This window comes from Eubacterium callanderi (assembly GCF_900142645.1).
Taxonomy (GTDB): Bacteria; Bacillota; Clostridia; order Eubacteriales; family Eubacteriaceae; genus Eubacterium; species Eubacterium callanderi.
In genome coordinates, this window is record NZ_FRBP01000017.1 from 64,867 (window position 1) to 88,384 (window position 23,518).

A 23,518-nucleotide genomic window follows, 5' to 3' on the forward strand; every position below is an offset into this window, starting at 1 on the left:
ATTATAAAAATGTCTTTTTTTCATTTTCAAGATTGAATTAAAGGTATACGGTTTGGAAGTTAGTGGCTATGCGTTGTTATGGCCTAAATTCACCCCAAAAGATAAAAAAGCATCCCACCCAAATACTTGATTTTTCCTTAATCAGATGGGTAAAACTCTTTAAAAGATTAGTTTTTACCATTAAGAAAAGGAAAATAAAATGAAAACACATCGCTTACCGATCCTCCGGACCTTTTTATTCGCAGTGCTGCTGCTTCTGGCGGGCCTGCTTTTCTGGTCTGCACCGGTGCGTGCAGAGGGCAGCCGCGAGCTGACAGCCGAGGGCGGCGACCGGCCCTACACCGAGTGGTACGACCACAAGGACGCGGGCGTACTGCGCCATCAGATCGTCAAGGTCTACGCCAAGGCAGGGGAGACCCTGTACTTTGGCTCCAGCGTCACCGATAATGTGAATAAGCAGGACATTGTCATGCGTTATACCGGCGCCGATGACTCGGGCTACGAGCCCTTTACCATCGCGCCGGGCCAGCAGGGCATGGAGCTTGTCTATGACACCAACACCGGCGACAATGCAGGCTATCTCATGAACCGCGATCAGGAAAAGGCCGGCCCGGACATTGCGGGCACCGGCAAGGGCTACAAGCCCCTGGTCTTTAAAGTGACCGAAACCGGCAACTACGAGTTTGAGTTCCACGCCCGGCTGGACAGCGGCAACCGGAACAACCCCCGCCCCCTGAACGTGGACAGCAACGACGCCTGGAAGGCAAGCGGACAGGGCGACAGCACCGTGGCGGCCTGGGACGTGACCGTGGCCAAGGCGGACGGCACCCAGGTGCCCGGAAGGGTATTCACCCATTTTCTGACCCTGAACATGGGCAACAACGGCCGCAGTCTGGAGTCCAAGGTGCGGGTGCTCACCCTCGACGGGTTTCAGTATTGCGTGGATATGAACGGCATGGACCCCTTTGGCTTTATTTTCTTTGCCAACAACCGCGGCCTGGTCGTGGATGACACCAACAACAGCTATTACCACTCCTTTTACTCCGACAATCCAGGACAGGGCGTGGACATTAACACCCTCATCAACCATGATCCCTCCCTGCAGCTCAACTCACCCATTGTTCCGGACAACGGCCTGGACATCAATGACCGCATCTTCTTCAACACACCGGATACCGAGCTGCTGGAATCCCTGGGGATGGCCCAGGAGCCAGACGCCAGCGGCACCGTGAGCGGTTTTAAATTCACAGGCTTCAAGGAAGGCTTCGGTTACGTGGGCGAGGGCGGCACCTTTACCTTTAACGCCCAGAACATCAGCAGTTATGAGCTCAAAATTGACCTGCGGAGCTATCAGGAAAAGCAGGCTGACGGCAGCTATAAAACCGTAGATCACGGCATTGTGACCATTGGCAACGCATGCGTTGACGGACTTAACAGCGTATCCTGGGACGGCAGGGACGCGGACGGCAACGTGCTGCCCGCGGGCAGGTGTGACCTGACCCAGGTGACCCTTCAGGCCCGGGGCGGCGAGGTTCATCTGCCGTTTCTGGATGTGGAAAATAACCCGGGCGGCATCATCGTTGAGCGCTGCAACGGCGGCGGCACCGATGCCGAGCGCCACACCATCGACTACAACAACACCACCGTCCCGGCCCTGAACGGCCCAGACGCCGACCAGAGCGCAGGAGTGGACAGCACTGGCGGCGCCATGAAATTCTCAGGCAACAAGGGCAACCGGACCATCCTGGACGTCTGGGCCTATTACAAAATCGGAGATCCGGGCAGCCTGAGCACCAGCCTTGAGCTGATCCCAAGAACCGACGACACCAACGGCGAGATCCGCGGCCTGGTCTTCTACGACAGCAACAAGGACGGCATCTACGCCAAAATCGACCAGGATTATCCGCTGCCAAACGTGACGGTCGAGCTGCTGGGGCCTGACGGCAAAACCCTTATCGCCACCACAACCACCGACATTTCCGGCAGCTATGTGTTCACCAATGTCCCCTTCTCAGAGGACGCCTACCGGGCACAGGTGGTCAGCCCCTATCCGGGCATGAATGCCTGCACCACCAAGGATAAAACAGACGCCACAAAGACCAATGAGCTCCAGCTGGACACCGTGGACCCGGCCACCCCCAACGTGACCAACACCGACGTCGGCTACTACGTGCCCCCGGAAACCATCAGCATCCCAGTGCAGAAGCTCTGGAACGATGTGGACGACACCAGCGCCCGGCCTGGCGAGATTGTGGTCAGGCTGCTCAAGAACGACAAGCCCACTCTGGAAAGCCTGACCCTGAACGCCGGGAATGGCTGGAGGGGCAGCTTTGACAACCTGCTCAAATTTGAAAACGGCAAGGCCATCCAGTACACCATTGCCGAGGTGACCGTAGACGGCTACACCAGCCAGACCCAGGGCGATATGACCTCAGGCTACACCCTGGTCAACACCCGCGTGGGCAAGACCAGCCTGTCCGGCACCAAGACCTGGCAGGACGGCGGCAGCGCCCGGCCTGAGGTCACGCTGACCCTTAAAGCGGGCGGCACCCCGGTTGCAGGCGCGGTGCCGTCCTGGGACAAGACCGGCGACGTCTGGACCTGGAGCTTCGGCAACCTGGACAAGTTTGACGGAAGCGGCCGCCTCATCACCTATACCGTGGAAGAAGCCGTTCCCGACGGCTACAAGGCCGAATACGACGGCAATAACATCACCAACATCCGCTTTGGCACCACCGAGGTTACCGGACAGAAGACCTGGCAGGACGGCGGCCAGAACAACAGCCAGCGCCCCAATATTACGCTCACCCTCAAGGCAGACGGCGAGGTGGTGAAGGATGCAGTGCCATTCTGGACCTACGGGGGAAGCACCTGGTCCTACACCTTTGAAAACCTGCTGAAATACAACAAAGAGGGCCAGCTCATCACCTACACGGTAGAAGAAGCCCCCATGGACGGCTACACCACTACCATGAACGGCAACGACATTACCAACACCCGCACCGGCGTCACCAGCCTGGAGGGCAAAAAAATCTGGCAGGATGACAACAATGCGGACGGCACACGCCCGGCTGAGGTCACCGTCCAGCTCATGCAGAGCATTGACCACGGCGCTCCAGTGCCCGTGGACGGCAAGACCGCTGTGACAGACGAGGCAGCCGGCTGGAGCTACAGCTTTACCGGCCTGCCCGCCTACGACAGCCAAGGCCGCGGCATCATCTACACTGTGGCTGAAAAAGGCATTAATGCGGATGATTACGCCACCAGCTACGACGGCACCGACATCATCAACACCCACCCGGCCAAGCCCACCATCGAGGTGGCCGGCGCCAAGACCTGGGAGGACAATAATGATGCCGAGGGCCTGCGCCCCGACAGCATTACCGTTTACCTGATGAAGGACGGCGTAAAGGCCGCCAGCCAGACCGTCACCGGCCCGGACTGGCAGTACCGCTTTGAGGGCCTGGACCCCGGCACCGGAGACAACCCGGTCCGCTACACCGTCAAAGAAGCCCCTGTGGACCACTACACCACCCGTTATGACGGCACGGACATCATCAACACACGTATCCCGACCATCACTGTCTCAGGCACCAAAACCTGGAAGGACGGCCACAGCGCCAACAGGCCTTATCTGGACCTGATCCTCATGGCAAACGGCGTGGAACAGCCCGATAAGACGCCAGAGTGGAGCAAGCAGGACGGCGATGTCTGGACCTATGAATACCGCAGCCTGGACAAATTTGACGCAGAGGGCAAGACCATCACCTACACCGTAACCGAGGCCGTCCCAGCCGGCTACGGCGGCTATCAGGACCCGGAGAACCCCTTTAATTTCACCAATATCCGCGACGAGGTCACAAGCCTGCACGGCCGCAAGACCTGGAGCGACAAGAACAATCAGGACGGCATGAGGCCCGAGAGCGTCACCGTCCAGCTCATGCAGAGCATCGGCGGCGTAGCCGCCACACCGGTAGAAGGCCAGACCCGGGTCATGTCCGCGGAAAATGACTGGACCTATAATTTTGAACGGATCCCGGGCTACGACCAGAACGGCGACGCCATTGTCTATACCGTTAAGGAAATCGACCTGCCCGATGGCTACAGCGCCGACTACAACGGCAGCGATATTGTCAACGTGCACCCGGCCAAGGAGAAAATCCAGATCAGCGGCACCAAGACCTGGGGTGACGACAACGACGCCTCCGGCAAGCGCCCAGGCAGCGTCCGGGTACACCTCATGGCAAACGGCGTCGAAATCGCCGCCCAGACTGTCTACGGGCCGGACTGGCAGTACGTCTTCGAGAACCTGGACAAAACAGGCGATGACGGCAGCCTGGTGGCCTATACCGTGGTCGAGGACCCGGTTCCGGGCTATGACACCATCTACAACGGCTACAACATCACCAACCAGTGCCGGGACTGCAGCGTGCCCCCAGAGCCCAGCAAGCTCGGCAGCATCAGCGGCAATGTCTTCTACGACGATAACTGGGATAAGAAATGGGATCACGACACCGAAGCCCCGGTGGGCAACATCGTGGTTACCCTGTACAATGAAGCCGGGGACAAGGTGGGCGAGACCTTTGCGGACAGCAGCGGTTACTACCGCTTCACCGGCCTGGAATACGGCGCGTACACTGTGAGCGTCAGCGACCGCGGCGACGGCTATGTCTGCACAACCGAGAACCAGCAGCAGAAAATCATTCTGGACGCGCCGGAGCAGGAGGCCGCAGATGTTGGTTTTGCGAAGAAGGAGCCCCCAGTCAATCCGCCGGTAGACCCACCTGTGAACCCGCCGGTCAACCCGCCGACAGACCCGGGAACCCCGGATATTGTGCCGCCTCAGAGTTTTGAGGTGCCGCCGCAGGTGCCTGCCGCCTCTGTGAACCCGAACACCGGCACAAGGGCTGCCTATGCAGGCGTGTTCGGCGCTGTACTGCTCCTGGCAGTCACCGCTGTTTTAAGGAAAGTGCGCAGACGATAGGAAAGAAACCAGAAAATTCTCAGGAATTTTAAAACTTTCCCTTGCACTTTTTGAAAGAAAAGGTAAAATAGAAGATATATAATGTTAATTGCATCACTGCAAAAAAAAAACCACTTTTTTGCAGTGATTTTCTTTATTTTATCATCAGGAGGCGTAATGAAAACAAAGTATATATTTGTAACCGGCGGTGTGGTTTCTTCACTTGGAAAGGGGATCACCAGTGCATCCCTGGGGCGTTTGCTCAAGGCCAGAGGCCTGAAGGTGTCCATTCAGAAATTTGACCCCTACCTCAATTATGATCCGGGTACCATGAGCCCGTACCAGCACGGCGAGGTCTTCGTGACCGATGACGGCGCAGAGACCGACCTCGACCTCGGCCACTACGAGCGTTTTACCGATGAAAGCCTGGGCCAGTACAGCAACGTGACCACCGGCAAGGTCTATTGGAATGTCATCTCCAAGGAACGCCGGGGCGATTACCTGGGCGGTACCGTACAGGTTATCCCGCACATCACCAATGAGATCAAGGAAAGCATTCTGCGCGTGTCTGAGAGCGCAGCCAACCCGGACGTGGTCATCACCGAAATCGGCGGTACGGTGGGCGATATTGAGAGCCTGCCCTACCTGGAGGCCATCCGGCAGTTTGAGGGCGACCTGGGTCCGGAAAACGTGCTCTATATCCACGTCACCCTGCTGCCCTACCTGGGCAAGGCCGGCGAGCTCAAGACCAAACCCACCCAGCACTCGGTCAAGGAGCTGCGCAGCATCGGCATTCAGCCGGACATCATTGTCCTGCGCTCCGAAAAGGAAGTAGAGGACAGCCTCAAGGATAAGATCAGCCTGTTCTGCAACGTGGACAAGGACGCAGTCGTCACCAACCTGGACGCGCCGGAGCTGTACGAGGTGCCGCTGATGCTTGAGAAGGAAGGACTGGCCCGGCTGGTTTGCAGCAAGCTCAAGATCCGCTGCAAGGACCCGGACCTCACCGAGTGGAAGGAGCTGGTCACCCGCGCCAAGAGCCTGGAAAACAAGGCGACCATCGCCCTGGTGGGCAAGTACGTCGAGCTTCATGACGCCTACCTGTCCGTCGCCGAAGCCCTGCGCCACGGCGGCATCGCGAACAACGCCGAGGTCACCATCAAATGGGTGCACTCCGAGGATTTAAACGAACAGAACGTGGACCGTATTATGAAGGATGTGGATGGCATCATCGTGCCCGGCGGCTTTGGCAACCGCGGCATCGAGGGTAAAATCGAAGCGATCCGCTGGGCCCGCGAAAACAAGATCCCGTTCCTGGGGCTCTGCCTGGGCTTACAGCTCACTGTCATCGAGTTTGCCCGCAATGTGGCAGGCTTAGAGGGCGCCAACAGCATCGAGCTGGACGAGGAGACACCTTACCCGGTTATCAGCCTCATGGAGGAACAGAAAAAAATCCAGAACATGGGCGGCACCATGCGTCTGGGCGCTTACCCCTGTGAGCTCAAGGAAGGCTCCCGCGCCTGTGCGGCTTACGGCGGCGCCAAGACCATCGAGGAACGCCACCGCCACCGCTACGAGGTCAACGACGAGTATATTCAGACCCTGGCCGAAAAAGGCCTGGTCTTCTCCGGTATGTCACCCGACGGCGTTTTGGTGGAAATGGTTGAGCTCAAGGAGCATCCTTTCTTCATCGCCACCCAGGCTCATCCGGAATTCAAATCCCGCCCGAACAAAGCCCACCCGCTGTTCAGCAGCTTTGTGGAAGCGGCCATGAACTACAGAAACAAGGGAAGCCGGTAATCAAAAGGGGTATCGTTACGATACCCCTTTTTTAATGGAGAATGGAAAATTGAGAATGGAGAATTAAAAGTCCAAATGTGCAAAGCACATTTGATTAAAATCAATTTGGCAAAGCCAAATTGCACCATAATTCTCCATTCTGCATTCTGCATTCTCCATTGAAATTTTCCCTCTTGACACAAGATATAGGCCTGTGCAAAACTGTGGATAACTTTTGCTTTGTTTATAAAAACCGGTTAAAAATGTGTAAAACTGTGGAAAACATCCGTTTTTCCTGTGGACAATGTTTATAACTTGGTGGGTAAGTTGAAAAATCCCCATAAATCCATTGTTGAAAAGTGGAGAATCTGTGGATAAGGTTCTGGAAAAGTTTATGCACAACTTGTGGATAAACTCCCGTAGTTATCCACACTTGTTCATAAATCCGATTCGCGGTATAATGAGATAAAAGCAAAACTATATCTTGGGGCAGGCTTTTCACACCATACTTTGTCCGTCAAAAAAGATAATGTTTTCAATGAAAAAGAAAGGGTAAATATGAAAGATTTAGGATATATTCGCACCGCCTGCGCGGTGCCGGTCATCAAGGTAGGGGACTGCGCGGCCAACGCGGATGCGGTCATCGCGCTGTGTGCAGAAGCCTTTGAAAAGCAGGTGGGCATCGTGGCTTTTCCGGAGCTGTGCGTTACGGGATACACCTGCGGCGACCTGTTTTTCCAGCGCACCCTGCAAAAGGCAGCGGCAGCGGCTGTGGATAAAATCAGGGCGTGGTCTGAGGGCAGAGCCATGCTCATCGTGGTGGGCGCGCCTGTGGCTGTGGGCAGCGGGCTGTACAACTGCGCGGTCGCCATCTCGGACGGGGAGATCCTGGGCATTGTGCCCAAAACCTATGTGCCGGACAATCAGGAATATTATGAAAAGCGCTGGTTCCGCTCCGCCGGGCAGCTGCGCGTATCCGAAACCAGCTTCTTTGGGGAGCCGGCGCCCATGGGCACCGGGCTTCTGTTCAGCCACGAGAGCTGGGAAGAAGTGGTCGTGGGCATTGAAATCTGTGAGGACCTGTGGGCGCCGGTACCCCCGAGCAGCTATCAGGCCGCGGCTGGGGCCACCATCATCGTGAACCCTTCGGCCAGCAATGAGATCATCGGAAAGAGCGAGTACCGCAGAGACCTGGTAAGACAGCAGTCTGCCCGCTTAAACGCCGGGTACCTGTACTGCTCCAGCGGCTATGGCGAGTCCACCACCGACCTTGTCTTTGGCGGCGACGCTCTTATCTGTGAAAAGGGCACGCTGCTGGCCCGGTCGCGCCGTTTCCAGACCGAAAGCCAGCTGGTGGTGGCCGACATGGACGTGGAGGCCATCCTCCATGACCGCCAGCTCCAGACCTCCTTTGGCGATTCGGTGGATATTCTGGAGGGGCGCGTGTATGAGGAATGTTTCTTTACTGCCTGCGACGCCCAGGACTGCCTGCGCAGTGTGAACCCACAGCCCTTTGTGCCTGCGGACACAGCACGCCGCAACGAGCGCTGTGAGGAAATCTTCAATATTCAGACCATGGCTCTGGGCAGCCGTGTGGCCCATATCGGCGACCCGGCCATGGTGGTGGGCATCTCCGGCGGCCTGGATTCCACCCTGGCGCTGCTGGTGTGCGTGAACGTCTGTGACCAGTTCGGCATTGACCGAAAGCGCATCCACGCGGTCACCATGCCGGGCTTTGGTACGACTGACCGCACCTACGACAACGCGGTCAGCCTGATCCGTTCCCTGGGAGCCACCTTCCACGAAATTTCGATCAGGGAGGCGGCCACACACCATCTGGAGGACATCGGCCATGACCTGAGCGTCCACGACGTCACCTATGAGAACGCCCAGGCCCGGGAGCGGACCCAGATCCTCATGGACCTGGCCAACCGCCTGAACGGCCTGGTCATCGGCACCGGCGACCTGTCCGAGCTGGCCCTGGGCTGGGCTACCTACAACGGGGACCACATGTCCATGTACGGGGTTAACGGCGGCATTCCCAAGACCCTGGTGCGCTACCTGGTGCGCTACGTGGCCGACGAAAACCCCGATGAAGCGATCCGCCGGATTCTCTACGATGTGCTGGATACGCCCGTATCGCCCGAGCTGCTGCCCCCGGACGCATCGGGCAAAATCGCCCAGAAAACCGAGGATCTGGTGGGCCCTTATGAGCTCCACGATTTCTTCATGTACCATGTGCTCAGGAACGGCTACAGCCCGGACAAGATTTACTACCTGAGCCGTCAGGCCTTTGAGGGGGCCTATGACGACGCCACCCTTTACAAGTGGCTGCGCAATTTCTACTGGCGCTTCTTTACCCAGCAGTTCAAGCGCTCCTGCCTGCCCGACGGCCCCAAGGTGGGCACCGTGTCCCTGTCCCCGAGGGGGGACTGGCGCATGCCCTCCGACGCCAGGGTGGAGGAATGGATGCGCGTGCTGGACGCTCTCCGGCCAGACAAGGCGTGAAAAAAAGAGGTACGGTCTGTTTTGAACCGTACCTCTTTTTTAATGAAACCCCTCGCCGTCCATGGCTTCAAGCCCCTCGCGCACTTTTTCCTCTGCCAGCTTTGGCAGGTTTTTCCAGTCGGCCCGGGTATAATCCTCGGTGTCGATGGGGGGCAGTACCTTGATGGCAACGTGGGCCGGATGAATCCAGAGATTGTCGCGGCCCATGAGTTTATCTGTATCCTTCATGCAGAAGGGAACCACGGGCACCTTGTTGTTCTGGGCGATTTTAAAGGCCCCGGGCTTAAATTCGCCCAGGTACCCGTCCTTGGTGCGGGTGCCTTCTGGAAAGACAACCATGGAGTAGCCCTCGGACACCCAGTATTCCGCCTCTTTGATGTTTTTGATGGCCTCGCGCGGGTTGTCCCGGTCAAGGAACACACAGTGAAGCTCCTCCATCCACGCGCGGATCAATGGGATTTTGCCGATTTCTTTCTTGGCCACCAGCGGCTTGGTGTCATCACCCAGATAGCCCAGAACCAGGGGAATGTCAAAGTAGCTGCGGTGGTTGGAAACATAGACCGCAGGCTCCTCAGGCATGTTCTCAAGCCCCTCCACCGAGACTGTGCCCCCGGCAGTGCGGATCATACTCCTGGCCCAGGGGCCGACCGCCTTTCGGACGACCGCGTCATGGGCGGCACGATCACCCGCTTTCGCAAGCCTGCGGGCCTTAAAACGGCTGGGTAAAAGGGCCAGCTGATACAGCCAGAAATGGATAAACCATAGAATTGTTCTCAAATTTGTCTCCTCGTAATAAATATGATGTTTTTCGAAAAAAGATACAGTGTTTGACATTTTCAAATTTGTGTCAGGTTCTTCATTCTCCATTGATTTCCGCAATCGCCAGCTTAATCTTGATGCCCTGGTCAGCAAACATCCGCTCGTGCTCGGTCACGATGTTGCCCGGATATTCGTCGGAGGCGTGCAGGTCCCGGATGAGCGTGGTCACCCGGAAGCCCGAATACTCAAAGTATTGTAAAGACGCCTCAAACAGAGGATCATCATCGGTCTTGAAATGGATCTGCGCCCCGGGAACCATGATTTTTTTATACTGCTCAAGCTGGCGGGAATGGGTCAGCCGCTTTTTCTGGTAACGGCGCTTGGGCCAGGGGTTGCAGAAGTTAATGTAGATCCGCTCTACCGCATCCTCTGGCGAGAGAATCTCCCCGATACGGGCGATGTCCCAGGCGGTCAGGCGGACGTTATCCACTGCACCGGGCGCGTAGGCTTGCTCCACGTTGCGCTTGGACAGCCCCAGCACCGCGTCGATCATGTCCACCGCCAGGTAGTTGACCTCTGGATGGCGTCTGCCCAAAGCGGCGATAAAGGTGCCCTTGCCGCAGCCCAGCTCCAGATGCAGCGGCGCTCTGCGCTCAAAAGCGTCCTGCCAGTGCCCCCGCAGTTCAGTGGCTTCCGGGATAAAAAAACCGCAGGCTAAGAGCTCCGGCCGCGCCCAGGGTTTTGGTCGAATATGCATAAATGCCCTCCGTCAATTGTTTTGTTCAAAAAATGGGATTAATTCCTAGGATATATTACCATTTGCCCCGGCATCCGTCAATTTTAAATTATTATCCGAAGTGTTAAAAAAGTAAAGCTATTTTTGTGGGATCTGTGATATAATTTGCCTAGACAAGTATACTACAGTGGGAATAGTGGATAGTGGATAATTAATAGTTCAGGTGCAAATCTGCCGAAAGCGTTCCATAACTATCCACTATCAATTATATAAAAATTTGGAGAGAGCATTATGTTAGAAATGTTAATCAACGCCATTGAGGAGCTGGATGAAGAAAAGGTTCTGAAGATTGTGAAACGCTGTGTGGCAGCGGGGACACCGCCTAAGGATATCTGGATGGCCCTCAATAAGGGGCTGGAAAAGGTCGGTCTGCGCTATGAGACCGGCGAGTACTCCATTGCGGACCTCATGGTCGTGGGCATTATTTTTGAAAATGTGCTGGAGTACACCAATATGTGTGATATTTACGACAGCATCGAAGCCGGGGAGTTTGGAAAGACCATGCTGCTGGGCACGGTCGAGGGGGATATACACGACATCGGAAAGTCGATTTTTAAGGGCGCCATGCAGGCCGGCGGTTTTATTGTCAGGGACCTGGGTGTGGATGTCAAGGCCCAGGATTTTGTGGAGGCGGCCAGGAAGTACAAGTGTGAGATCATCGGCCTGAGCGCTGTGCTCACTGACTGTATCCCCTCGGTCAAGGAAGTGGTGGACGCCTTTGTGGAGGCGGGCATGCGGGACCTGGTCAAGATCATTATCGGCGGCTGTGTGGCCAACAAAACCGTCAGTGATTTCGTGGGCGCAGACGCCTATACCAAATCGGCCATCAAAGGGGTGGAAATCTGTCAGGGATGGTTAAAAGATGAGCAAAAATGAAGTCAAATACCTCAACATTGCCGATTCCATTAAGATCAAGATCCTCAGCAATATCTATAAGCCCGGCGACCTGCTGCCATCGGAGAACAGCCTCTGCGAGGAGTACGGTGTCAGCCGTATGACCATCCGCAAAGCCATCGAGGTGCTCATCGGCGAGGGGTACCTGATGTCGTCCCCGGGCAAGGGGACCTATGTGCGGGAGTACTCTCTGAACAAATTTGAGGTGGGCTTTAAAATTGACGAGATCATCCGCGGGGGCTACAGCCATGCCAAACTCATCCACGCCAAAATCATGGCGCCCACCATCGAGCTGGTCTACCACCTTCAGGTGGCCCCCAAGACAAAGATTGTCTGCATCCGCTCCATGCTGTTCCAGGGGGAGCGGCCTGTGGCCCTGGATGAGAAGTACATTCCTTATTTTCCGGGTATGAACATCAAGGAGGACAGCTTCAGCTACCGCGATATGGTTAGTATCATTTTTGGTGAGAATTACGGCTTTGGCTACTGGGAGGAAATCTTTGTCACCGGTGTGATGACCGACGCCGGGATCGGCGCTTTTTTCGAGGAAATGACCGGGGAGCCCCAGAAAAAGCAGAAGTTTATGATGCTCTTTGAGCAGAAGCTTTACGATTCCGACGATATTCCCATCGGCTACGGAAAGCTGTATGTGGAGAGCGATCTGTGCCGTCTCCGCGGCAATTCCAGAGTGTAGAGGTGCGCTGTGAAGACCTATGAATTTATTCTGAATGACATTCAGGCCAAAATTGAAAAAGGCGACTACAAGCCTGAGGAACAGCTCCCCTCGCTGCGGGAGTTCTCGAAAATTTACACGACCACGCCGGTCACGGTAAAGAAAAGCCTGGCGATTCTGGAGGAGCGCGGTTATGTGTATGTGGTGGACCGCAAGGGCTTCTTTGTGAGCTCAGGCAACCATAAAACCTACACCATGATCTTTCATGAGACCAAAAGCATCGACCATCTGACCGACATCCGCCTTGAGACCATTGAGGAGGTGAGCAGCGGGGCTCTTTGGGATCGGTTTGGACTGGAGATTCCGTCTCAGACCCGCTGTCTGCGGGCTGTGCGGATTCTGTATAACCGGGATATGCCCATTGGTCTGGATGTCAAGTACATTATCCACAATGTCCGGAGTGCCTCGCCGGTCCGAAACCCGGAGCGCCTCATGGATTCGCTGAACCTGGTGCTGGGCAATTACGATATTTACAAGGAGCTTGAGATCACACTCATGACGGACAACGCCCCGGTCCGGGACAGACTGTTCATTGACGCCGATGACGGAGTCTTTGAGTTCAGGCAGACCTACCGCACTGAGAGCGGACAGCTTGTCGGGGTGTCGGAAACCTATGTGCCCTGTGAGGAAATGCAGTTGAAAATGAAATATTAAAGACAAAGGGTATCGCGGCGATACCCTTTGTTTTTTGCACAGGTGAACCTCATTGTTTTATTGATATATACAGTTATATCATCTGTTATATATTTTTTGATCAAATTCTATTGACAGAAACCGTTGCACGTGTTATAGTTGTAGCATACTTGTATATGACACATGGTCCGGACCCAAGTGTTATCAGTTTTTATGGAGGGGAAAAATGAATAAAAACGAAGTAACAAACGAAAGCATCAGCGGCTTTACCCGGAACGCGGTAATCGGTATTATCAGCTCCGGTGCAGTAGTAGTTTATCTGACATTTCTGATCCGGTACGTCTTTTACGAACCGGTTTTACAGAGCCTCGCGCTCTCAAACGAACAGCTTGGTGTGCTCTACGGCCTTTATGGCACAACGGCCATGATTTCTTACCTGCCCGGCGGTATTCTGGCAGATAAAATTCGCGTCAAATACCTGGCGACTGCCGGTTTTGGTCTTTCTGCAATTTTAACTTTCTGGTACGCGACACTGCCGAGCTATGAGACCCTGAAGGTGATCTTCCTGCTCATGGGGGTCTGCACGACCTTTATTTACTGGGGCGTCCGCTATAAGGGTATCCGCCTTGTCAGCACAGACAACACCTATTCCAGAAATATCGGCATCAGCTACGGGATCGTCGGGATTCTCGGCTTAGTGGTCAACTTCATTTCCATGTGGATTTTCGACCTCTTTGCAGATCCGGCTTCCGGCTTCAACATGGTGCTCATGTTCTACGCATTCTTAAACATTGCCTTTGCCCTGGCATCCTTCTTCCTGATTCCGAAATTTGAAGGCGAAATCATCAAAACCAAGAAAAAATTCGATTTATCTGAGCTGGTGGCAGCCATTAAGCACCCTGGTGTATGGCTGACAACCCTGTGCATGTTCTTTACCTATACGGTTTATACCTCACTCAGCTATACGGTGCCTTACGTACAGGCGGTATTTGGCGCCAGCGTCGCTATGGCTGCGCTCATGGGCAATATCCGTATGTACGGTACGTCGCTCTTTTCATCGCCGATCATCGGGGCTCTGGCGACAAAGATCAAATCACCGGCCAAAACCATCCTGCTTTGTATGGCCATCACGGCCGTCTGCCTCTTTGTCATCGTTCTGGCACCGCAGACCGCAGGCTTTATGATTCCGGCCATTATCCTGATCATGATTCTGTCCTTCTTCTTAAGCGGGGCATATGGGGTTGAATCCTCCCTGTTCACAGAAACCAAGGTGCCGGCAGCTATCTTCGGCTCTGCATCGGGTATTCTGTCACTGATCGGCTTCCTGCCCGATATGTTCGTATCACCGATCGCTGGTAAATGGCTGGACAGCTATGGAAACCAGGCCTACACCTATATCTTTATCGCCCTGGGCGTCAGCGCGATCCTGTCTATGGGCTGCGCACTGCTGGTACTGGTCTACAATAAGAAAAAGGGGATCTCAATCGAAGAACCCACTGAAGAAACACAGGCGTAAGCCATTCAAAAAGAATCTGAGAATTATAAGGAGACAAACAATCATATGGAACTTGAAAAACTGTTTTTACAGGCTAAGGATGTTGAATTTATTCACGAACAGTCTGCAAAATTACTGAAGGAAACCGGCTGCGTGTTCGAGGATGACCGCGCGGTTGAAATTTTCAAAAAACACGGCGCCACTGTGGATGGCTATACCGTTCATTTTACCGATGAGCTCATTGCCAAAGGCCTGTCCACCGTCAGCCAGGAATTTGATATTCTGCGCCCGGACGGCACCAGCTATCACATGGGCGGGGGAAGCCTCACCATGGCCACAGCCGGCAGCCCGCCGTACGTGATGGAAAACGGTGAGTTCCGTTTTGCCGAAATGCACGACTATGTCGATATCTGCAAGCTGGTACAGACCAGTGACTGTATTGACATGACCCATCTTCTGCTCTGCGATACCTATGACGTCCCGAGAGAAGACCGCTCCTACAACATGGCCGCCGCGCTGCTGAACTACACAACCCTGCCGATTTCGCTGACGGCGCTGGCAACCAAGCTGCACGATTCCGGGACTGTTGCCACTAATGTGGTTAAAATGATACAGGATTTCGTAGATGTCCATGACAAATATGTGGCGGTTGGCTGTATTAGTCCGATCTCGCCGCTGGCATGGGTCAAGGACAGTCTGGACGCCATGTTTGCCTACTGCGAGCTGAACCAGCCCATGCAGCTGGCTACCTGCTCACTGCCGGTGCTCACAAGCCCGGCCTCCATTCTGGGCACCATTATCCAGAACAACGCAGAGCTGCTGGCCGTCACCGTGCTCATCCAGCTCATCAAACCGGGCCTGCCGATTTTCTACGGCAGCACCTCCACTTCCACGAACCTGAGAGCAGTATCCATGGCTCTGGGCAACACCGAAACAGCCCTGATCTCGCTGGCGAGCGCCGCCATGGCCAAATATTACAGAATGCCGTTCAGAACCTCCGGCGCCCTCAACGACGCCATTGATGTTGACTACCAGGCAGGGGTCGAATCCACCCTTAACCTGATGAGCGGCACCCTCAGCGGCACAGACCTGATTTTCTTCAGCTGTGGCATGCTCAGTGGCTTTAATGTCAGCTCGCTGGAAAAATATGTGGCGGACGAACAGCTCATCAAGATGCTGAAACGTATGACCCAGGGGATTGCCATTGACTACAATAAAGATTATACTAAAGAGATCAGCAAGGTCGGCCCGAGAGGCAACTTTATGTCTGGCCGTACCCCCAAAGAATACCGCAATGAGCACTATGTGCCCGATCTGTTTGTGAAGGTAGACTATAACACCTGGCAGACAGAGGATAAAAAATCCGTTAAAGAAAAGGCATCCGAAAAGGTAGCTGAACGCCTGGCTGCCTACCAGGAACCGGAAAAAACAACGGAACAGATGAAAGTTATTGAAAAATATTTAATTAAGTAAACGGCATAGACGGGCGCGCTGCAGGCAAGCCCGTCTTTGTTTTTGAATTTAAGAAACGGAAGTGGAATATGGACCCGCAAAAAAACAAAATCCCCATTGATAAAACCATTTTTTTCGGCGCGCTGCTGCTCATGCTCCTGGTATCTGCGGCCTGCCTTGCTTTTCCAGAACAGGCGCTCTCTGTATCGGGTGTGCTCAGGAACTTTGTCATCACAAAATTCGACTGGTTTTTCCTGCTTTTCGGGCTGGGGGTGTTCATTGTCTGTATGGTGGTGGGCTGCAGCCGTTACGGCAAGATCCGACTCGGCGGCGAGGGGGAGCCGCCAGCCTACAGCTTCTACAGCTGGCTGGCAATGATTTTCTTCTCTGCCATCGGCTCCTCCGCCATCCTCTGGTCCGTGTGCGAGCCGCTGAATTATATCGCGTCGCCGCCCTTTGGCTATGAGCCCTACTCCCTTGAGGCCTTCAACATCGCCATTCCCTACGGCCTGTTTCACTGGGGGCCTGTGGCCTGGTCCTTTTACGCGCTGTCCGGCCTGGTGGTCTCCTATTATTTTCTGGTGCTGAAGCGCAGAAACCTGAAAATATCCGGCGTGATGACTGACCTGATCGGTGAGAAGGCCGCGAAAGGCGTTCCGGGCAAAGCCATTGACATCGTGACGATTTTTGCGACCTTCTGCACCTTTGCGCCGGCCCTTGGCTTAGGGGTACCCCTGCTCTCTGTGCTCATCTGTAAAATTACCGGGCTGCCGGACACCACAGAGCTTCAGGTCGTTGTGCTGGTGGTCTGGATGTTTATTTTCTCCATCAGCGTTTACCGTGGGCTGGACAAGGGCATCAAGATTCTCAGTGACATTAACATGTATCTGCTCATCGGCGTCATTCTGTTTATCTTTTTTGCCAGCGGCGCCCGCTATATTCTGGCAGCCTCGGTCGAGGAATTCGGGACCCTGCTCAGCAATTTCCTCCGCATGAACAGCTACAGCGATGTGTTCGGCGGCGGAACCTTTGCCCAGGACTGGACAGTTTTTTACTGGAGCTGGTGGGTGGCCTCAGTGCCCTTCATGGCTATTTTTATCGCCAGAGTATCCAAGGGACGAACCGTCCGCGAACTGGTTTTCGGCATCATGGGCGCCGGATCGGCCGGCACCATGGCAATTTTCTGTGTGCTGGGAAACTACGCCCTCAAGCTGCAGAGCAGCGGCGTGGTGGATCTGGCAAAGATCAACGCCGAACAGGGGAGCAATTACGCAGTGCTGGCCATGCTGGATCAGCTGCCCTTTAAAAATGGGATCATTGTGGGCGTGATTCTTCTGTACTTTGTTTTTCTGGCCACCTGTGTGGATTCCTGCGCTTTTACCATGGGCTGTATCGCATCAGAGGAAATGACCGACATCAGCCAGCCCGCCCGCTGGAACCGCCTGTCCTGGTCCATCGCCATCGCCATTCTCGGGGTGGCGGTGCTGAAGCTCGGCGGCGGCATCAACGCCCTACAGACCTTTGTCATTGTCGTGGGCCTGCCCTCAGCCATACTGACCATCGCCATGACCGTGCTGCTGTTCCGTTGGCTGAAAAAGAGAGAGGCAAAAGAAAAGCTATAGGCTTCAACCCGTATCGCCGCGATACGGGTTGTTTTTTGGTACGGTCTGAAACGCGCCGTACCAAACTAAAGATAAATTTTTGATTTCTGCTTGACTTTTTCAAAGAATCAATATACCCTATAGGGGTATAGAGTAATCAAGGAGGAAATCATGATGACTTGGATAAAAGATGAAGAAAAAAGAACGGTCGCAGCCATGGTGGTCTCAGCACTGGCTCTGGGAATCCATTTTGTGGCGGGCGGCCGTCTGGCTTTTAATTTATCGTGGATTGCGGTTGTTTTATGCGGCCTGCCGATTATCATCGGCGCGGTGTCCGCAGTGATAAAGGAATTTGACATCCGGGCGGATGTGCTGGTCTCCATCGCCATCATTGCCTCAGTGGCCATCGGCCAGGTTTTCGCGGCGGGTGAGATCGCGGTCATCATGACCCTTGGCGGCTATTTGGAGGAAAGAACCGTGAATAAAGCCCGGAAAGGCATTGAGCGTCTGGTGGATCTGACGCCGGAAAAGGCCCGTGTGATGCGGGATGGCGTGGAAGTCGTCATCAATGTGGAGGACGTGGCAGTAGGCGAAGCAGTGCGTGTGCTGCCCGGAGAAAAAATACCCGTAGACGGTATGGTCCTCTGCGGCGATACGGCGGTGGACCAGTCCCTGATGACTGGAGAATCCCTGCCGGTCGATAAGGAAAAGGGTGATGAGGTATTCTGCGGGACCATGAACCAGTTTGGGACAGTGGACATCCGCGTGACCAGGGCGGCGGAGGACAGCTCCCTGAAACGGATGATCCGTTTGGTGGCGTCGGCCGACGCGGGACGCGCGCCCATCGCGCACCTGGCAGACCGGTGGGCTACGGTCATTGTGGTGCTGGCGCTGACCGCTGCCGTTGTCACTGGCCTGGTGACCAGAGAACTGACCCGGGCGGTCACCATCCTGGTGGTATTCTGTCCCTGCGCGCTGGTGCTCGCCACGCCCACAGCCATCATGGCAGGGATCGGCAACGCGGCGAAAAACGGGATTCTGATCCGGTCTGGCGATGCGCTGGAGCGGCTTGCGTCCGTGGGGCGCATTGCCTTTGACAAAACCGGCACCATCACCTACGGAAAGCCCTGCGTGCGTGCTTTTGAGTGTGAGGAGGCGTGGGAAAAGGACGCGCTGCTCAAATGGACCGCAGCCGCCGAAGCCCGCTCCGAGCATCCTCTCGGCAAAGCGGTCTCAGAACATTATGCCGAAGGCCATCCGGAGCGGCTGCCAGAACCGTCGGAATTTACAATGCTGCCCGGCAAGGGCGTCTGCGCGGTGGTAGAGGGGCATGAAATCGCAGCCGGAAACCGAAAACTTCTGGACGCGATGGGTGTTTCGATGACGGAAAGACTTGAAAAATCAGCGGAAAAATACCTGAGTGAGGGCGGTACTATTATTTATATCGCGGTGGATGGAAAAGCAGCAGGCTACGCAGTACTGGCAGATACTCTCCGCAACAATGCGCCGAATATGGTTGAAAAACTGAAAGCACAGGGGCTTAAAACAGCCCTGATCACCGGCGACCACCGGTCCGCGGCGCTTTATATGGCAGAGCGGGCTGGGATTGACACCGTTGAAGCCGGCTGCCTGCCCGAGGATAAGATCGTCGTGATCAAACGGCTCCAGCGGAAAGGGCAGGAAAAGGTCTGTATGATCGGCGACGGCATCAACGACGCGCCGGCCCTCAAGACAGCCGACGTGGGTCTGGCCATGGGAGACATCGGCTCAGACATCGCCATGGACGCCGCCGACGCGGTGTTTGTGGGAGATGATGTGATGAAGGTACCTTATCTGATGACCCTGTCCCGGAAAACCATGCGGACCATTCGCATCAATATTTTTCTGTCCCAGGCGCTCAACGCCGTGGCGGTGGTACTGGCCATGACCGGGGTCATGGGGCCGGTGGCCGGCGCGCTGGTCCACAATGTGGGCTCGGTGGCGGTCATCATCAGCTCAGCCATGCTTCTGAACTTTAATGAGAAGAAAAACGGAGAGGACCGGCAGAAAACGTCCGGTTCCCTGAAATTATCGCAGCCGTAGGCTGACCTCGCCAGAGACGATGGACTGAAAGGTTCCATCGTCTTTTTTTAGGATCAGATGTCCCGCGTCATTGATGTCGCTGACCACGCCCTCCAGGGTTTCCCGGCCGTTCAGGATAGTGACCGGTTTTCCGATCACCATGGAGTGCTTCCGGTAGTCCGCCATGACGGCGCCGGCCTCAGGAATGCAGGTGAGGCGGCTCAGGCAGTTGACCAGCTCGGCGGCCAGCCGGCTGCGGAGCTGCCCGTTCGGCGCTTCCTTAAAGAGGGCGCCTGCCACCGGCTGGAGTTCTTCGGGAAAACCCTGCTTTGGTTCGGTAAAATTGATCCCGGCGCCAAGGACAATGTAGTCAATATTCCCGGTTTCAAAGTCGGCGGCAGCCTCGGTGAGAATGCCGCAGATTTTTTTATCCTTTATGTAGAGGTCGTTGACCCATTTAATCTCAGGCTCCAGGCCTGTCACGTCCGCGATGGCCTGGCGGATCAGAACACTGGCGGCAATGGTGATGAAAAGGGACTGGCTGATGGCCGTGCCGGGCCGCAGGATCATGCTCAGATAAATCCCGGAGCCGCCGGGCGAGAAAAAGGTGCGCCCCATGCGCCCGCGTCCGCCGGTCTGGGACTCCGCGATGATGACTGTGCCGTCCGGCGCCCCGGCCAGGGCCCGCTCCTTGCCAAGGCTGTTGGTGGAGTCAAGGGAAGGGTAGACCTCCAGACGCTCCGCCTGCGCCGGGTCCTTCAGCCAAGGTGCGATGGAAGCAGCGGAGAGAATATCGTTGCTTTTACACAGCGTGTAGCCCTGCCGGGTTTTGGACTTGATCTGGTAGCCCTTATCTCTGAGGGCCTTGATGGCCTTCCAGACAGCACTCCGGGAGAGGTTCAGCTCTTCTGCCAGCGCTTCGCCGGACACAGGGTCGCCCCGGTTTTCCTCCAGTATTTTTAAAAGGTCGGTTTGTGTGGACATGGGCAGTTCTCCTTTATATTTATTAGTCTTATTATAAGATAGAAGAAAAGCAGCGGTCAATGCAAGAATCCTCTGAGGGCAAAATATTGCTGTTTTTCGCGCTCAGAATCTTTAAACAAACCTTAAAAAGGTTACAGGAGTAAAAATATGACTTTTATATTTAAAAGAGGAAAGTAAATAAAAAAGGAATATTTTGCCATCAAATTAAAATGATTCTTAATTATTGGACAATTTAATGCCTATTTCAGTCAAAATAATCTAAAATGTCAAAAATTTGGTTAAAAAAGTGCACGTTTGTGTTATAATATTATTCAAACAAGAGTTTTTAAAGTAAGATCATTAAGATAAAGAGGTTAATCTATGAGAGTCTTATTAAAAATCACAGATATCATCGATGTGGAAGTGCTGCAGAAAATTCAAGATTCTTTTTCAGATGCAACAGGCTTTGCGACCATCACCGTAGATTACAAGGGAAACCCCATTACGGAATACAGTAATTTTTCCGGCTACTGCACCAAGGTGCGGGAGGACGCCAAGTGTCTCGAGTGCTGCTATCGTTCCGACGCTCACGGAGGCATTGAGTCTGCCCGTTCAGGAAAACCCTCAATCTATATCTGTCATGGAGGCCTCGTAGATTTAGCAGTTCCGATCATGGTCAAGGGGAATTATCTGGGCGCCATTATGTCCGGCCAGATCCGGATTGACGAGGAGGGAATGAAAAAGCTGCCTCTCGGTTCTGTTTCCGAGCTCACCGATTTCTCAGGTAACCCGGAGCTTCAGAAGCTTTATGATCAGACGATGGTGACCACTCTGAAACAGGTTCACGCTGCTGCGGACCTTTTGTATACGATTGCCAATTATCTGGTCGAAAAGCAGATGATTCACATCATGCAGGAAGAGCTGCACAACAAAAACCTCGAGCTCATGGAAGAGGTCAAGCTGAGAAGTGAAGTGGAGGCGGCCCTCAAGGAGGCGGATCTCAAGGCGCTGCAGGCCCAGATCAATCCGCACTTCCTCTTTAATGTCCTCAATACCATCGGGCGTCTGGCTCTTCTTGAAAATGCCGAAAAGACCCAGGAGATGATCTATGCCTTTTCGGATATGATGCGTTATACTTTAAAAAAGGAAAACACCAATATCGTTACTTTGAAGGAAGAGGTTGAGCATGTGCGAAATTACCTCTCGATTCAGAAGATGCGCCTGGGAGAGCGTCTGGATTATTCCATTCACATCGACGAGGACGCCGAAGAGGTGATGTGCCCCTTCATGACGATCCAGCCTTTTGTGGAGAACGCGATCAATCATGCGATTGAACCCCATGCTGCCGGCGGCAAGGTGATGATCACCGGAGAACAGGACGGCGATATCGTGACGGTCCGCATTATTGACGATGGAAAGGGAATCGCTCCGGAGTTGATTGAAAAGATCCTTGATGGCAACTACGACCCAGAGGCGCAGGGTAATGACAAAAATACGGGTATTGGCATTAACAATGCCAATAAACGGCTAAAATATTATTATGGCCCTGAATTTGGTATTAAGATCAACAGTGAAGTTGGTAAAGGGACTGAAGTGATGATTAAGATACCCCGTAAGGCATTATTAGGGAGAGGTTTAAATGTATAAATTATTTATCGTAGAAGACGAACATCTGGAAATTGAAGCGATTGAATTGATTTTAAGTCAGTACGGTAAAAATATCACGGTCATTGGAAAAGCGTCTTCAGGACGCGTTGCCCTGGAAGAGATCAGAAGGCTGGATCCTGACATTGTTCTTCTGGATATCAATATCCCGGAAATCAATGGTATTGATGTGCTGCGTGCCATCAAAAAAGAGGATCAGGAAAAAAAGGTTATTTTAATCACTGCTTTTAACGAGTTCGATTTTGCCCACCAGGCCATCAAAGCCCGTGTGGATGATTTCCTGCTGAAGCCTATCAGGCCCCAGCAGCTTATGGAATCCATCAACATGGTGATCTCTACATTAAAAGCAAACGCAAAAAATAAATTTGACGAGAAGATGAGTGAAGTCATTTTCGCAGTTGTCCAGAAAAAATACAGCGACACCAGAAGCGTCCTCACCGAATACCTGGATCTGCTCTATGACCACTATGGCTACGACCTGATGTCCATCCAGAATGAGATTCAGCATTTTATGGAGGAGCTGAACATTGTCTCCATGGATACCTGCGGCTACGACATCAAAAGTCCGCTGCGTATGAAGAACAACCAGCAATTTGTGACGTCCTATAAAAACCGATACGATCTGAAGGTCGAAATTATGAAGGTTATCGACAAAATTTTCGATCACCTCATGGATAATAAGGAAAACCGGAAGAATAATATTGAGGATATCCTGAATTATATTGACCGGAACTGCCATAAGGACATTTCTCTGGATCAGGTGGGCGAGTACGCCAACATGAGCTCTTACTATCTGAGTAAAATCTTTAAAAAAGAAACCGGCGTCAATTTTGTCACCTACCTCACCGAACGAAAAATTGAGATTGCCAAGGATATGCTGCTCAACACTGATGTGCCGATTATCAATATCGCGCTGGATTTGTCCTACCATGAGCCAAATTATTTCAGTAAGGTTTTTAAGAAAAGCACAGGAATGACGCCGACAGAGTACAGGCGTCTGCGAAAGGGCGACAGTGGCGAAGAAAAGGAAGAAGAAAAGGAAATTTCCTGATTTTATTCTTAAAGCAAAAAAAGATAAACCTATAAAAAACACGTAGAAAACAGGTCTGAGAAGCGGGAAGTGTGATTGAAAAATGCACTTCCTGTTTTTATTTTACGAAAATTCACAAAATAATATCGGGAAAAGACAAAAAAAGATAGGGCTCTGAAAGGTCAA

General features: G+C 53.7%; 15 protein-coding genes. 12 read left to right on the forward strand and 3 right to left on the reverse strand.

What is annotated here, in order from left to right; translation table 11 throughout:
• The first annotated feature begins 199 nt into the window (after positions 1 to 199).
• The 3 genes from BUC22_RS19490 to BUC22_RS19500 all read left to right on the forward strand — a co-directional run bounded on the left by BUC22_RS19490 (position 200) and on the right by BUC22_RS19500 (position 9,250).
• Entirely contained in the window at positions 200 to 4,984 is a 4,785-nt protein-coding gene (locus BUC22_RS19490; protein ID WP_013382351.1) for a Cna B-type domain-containing protein, read from the forward strand.
• A gap of 156 nt (positions 4,985 to 5,140) precedes the next feature.
• Positions 5,141 to 6,763 (forward strand): CTP synthase, encoded by a 1,623-nt coding sequence (locus BUC22_RS19495; RefSeq protein WP_073383556.1) that lies wholly within the window; start codon positions 5,141 to 5,143, stop codon positions 6,761 to 6,763.
• A 537-nt stretch (positions 6,764 to 7,300) separates the two neighbouring features.
• Entirely contained in the window at positions 7,301 to 9,250 is a 1,950-nt protein-coding gene (locus BUC22_RS19500) for an NAD(+) synthase (protein ID WP_041689940.1), read from the forward strand.
• A gap of 39 nt (positions 9,251 to 9,289) precedes the next feature.
• On the opposite strand, the gene BUC22_RS19505 is transcribed toward BUC22_RS19500, so the two are convergent.
• Both BUC22_RS19505 and trmB read right to left on the reverse strand, forming a co-directional pair.
• Positions 9,290 to 10,027 carry a lysophospholipid acyltransferase family protein gene (locus BUC22_RS19505; protein WP_242946572.1) on the reverse strand — a complete coding sequence of 246 codons (738 nt, stop codon included), beginning with the start codon at positions 10,025 to 10,027 and terminating at the stop codon, positions 9,290 to 9,292.
• 79 nt (positions 10,028 to 10,106) lie between these two features.
• Positions 10,107 to 10,766: a tRNA (guanosine(46)-N7)-methyltransferase TrmB gene (gene trmB / locus BUC22_RS19510; RefSeq protein WP_013382345.1), complete on the reverse strand. Its 660-nt coding sequence runs from the start codon at positions 10,764 to 10,766 to the stop codon at positions 10,107 to 10,109.
• A gap of 270 nt (positions 10,767 to 11,036) precedes the next feature.
• Between trmB and BUC22_RS19515 the strand changes: the two genes are divergently transcribed.
• The 7 genes from BUC22_RS19515 (at position 11,037) to BUC22_RS19545 (ending at position 19,695) form a co-directional block, all read left to right on the forward strand.
• Positions 11,037 to 11,681: a cobalamin B12-binding domain-containing protein gene (locus BUC22_RS19515; protein ID WP_013382344.1), complete on the forward strand. Its 645-nt coding sequence runs from the start codon at positions 11,037 to 11,039 to the stop codon at positions 11,679 to 11,681.
• A complete protein-coding gene (locus BUC22_RS19520) occupies positions 11,668 to 12,393 on the forward strand; it encodes a GntR family transcriptional regulator (RefSeq protein WP_013382343.1) in 726 nt (241 codons plus the stop codon). The genes BUC22_RS19515 and BUC22_RS19520 overlap by 14 nt, the downstream gene beginning before the upstream one ends.
• Before the next feature lie 9 nt (positions 12,394 to 12,402).
• A complete protein-coding gene (locus BUC22_RS19525) occupies positions 12,403 to 13,086 on the forward strand; it encodes a GntR family transcriptional regulator (RefSeq protein ID WP_013382342.1) in 684 nt (227 codons plus the stop codon).
• A 205-nt stretch (positions 13,087 to 13,291) separates the two neighbouring features.
• Positions 13,292 to 14,581, forward strand: coding sequence for an MFS transporter (locus tag BUC22_RS19530; protein WP_013382341.1), 1,290 nt, complete (start codon positions 13,292 to 13,294; stop codon positions 14,579 to 14,581).
• 45 nt (positions 14,582 to 14,626) lie between these two features.
• The gene (locus BUC22_RS19535) at positions 14,627 to 16,033 is read left to right on the forward strand and encodes a trimethylamine methyltransferase family protein (RefSeq protein WP_013382340.1); all 1,407 of its coding nucleotides are present in this window, start codon (positions 14,627 to 14,629) and stop codon (positions 16,031 to 16,033) included.
• A gap of 68 nt (positions 16,034 to 16,101) precedes the next feature.
• Positions 16,102 to 17,634 (forward strand): BCCT family transporter, encoded by a 1,533-nt coding sequence (locus BUC22_RS19540; protein WP_013382339.1) that lies wholly within the window; start codon positions 16,102 to 16,104, stop codon positions 17,632 to 17,634.
• Positions 17,635 to 17,784: 150 nt separating this feature from the next.
• The gene (locus BUC22_RS19545) at positions 17,785 to 19,695 is read left to right on the forward strand and encodes a heavy metal translocating P-type ATPase (RefSeq protein ID WP_013382338.1); all 1,911 of its coding nucleotides are present in this window, start codon (positions 17,785 to 17,787) and stop codon (positions 19,693 to 19,695) included.
• On the opposite strand, the gene BUC22_RS19550 is transcribed toward BUC22_RS19545, so the two are convergent.
• Positions 19,681 to 20,658 carry a biotin--[acetyl-CoA-carboxylase] ligase gene (locus BUC22_RS19550; protein ID WP_013382337.1) on the reverse strand — a complete coding sequence of 326 codons (978 nt, stop codon included), beginning with the start codon at positions 20,656 to 20,658 and terminating at the stop codon, positions 19,681 to 19,683. The two genes, BUC22_RS19545 and BUC22_RS19550, sit on opposite strands and share 15 nt — an antisense overlap.
• A gap of 360 nt (positions 20,659 to 21,018) precedes the next feature.
• Between BUC22_RS19550 and BUC22_RS19555 the strand changes: the two genes are divergently transcribed.
• Together BUC22_RS19555 and BUC22_RS19560 are read left to right on the forward strand one after the other, a co-directional pair.
• Positions 21,019 to 22,284: a sensor histidine kinase gene (locus BUC22_RS19555; protein WP_013382336.1), complete on the forward strand. Its 1,266-nt coding sequence runs from the start codon at positions 21,019 to 21,021 to the stop codon at positions 22,282 to 22,284.
• Complete coding sequence (locus BUC22_RS19560) at positions 22,277 to 23,353, forward strand: response regulator transcription factor (RefSeq protein WP_013382335.1); 1,077 nt, start codon at positions 22,277 to 22,279, stop codon at positions 23,351 to 23,353. The genes BUC22_RS19555 and BUC22_RS19560 overlap by 8 nt, the downstream gene beginning before the upstream one ends.
• The last annotated feature ends 165 nt before the right edge of the window (positions 23,354 to 23,518 follow it).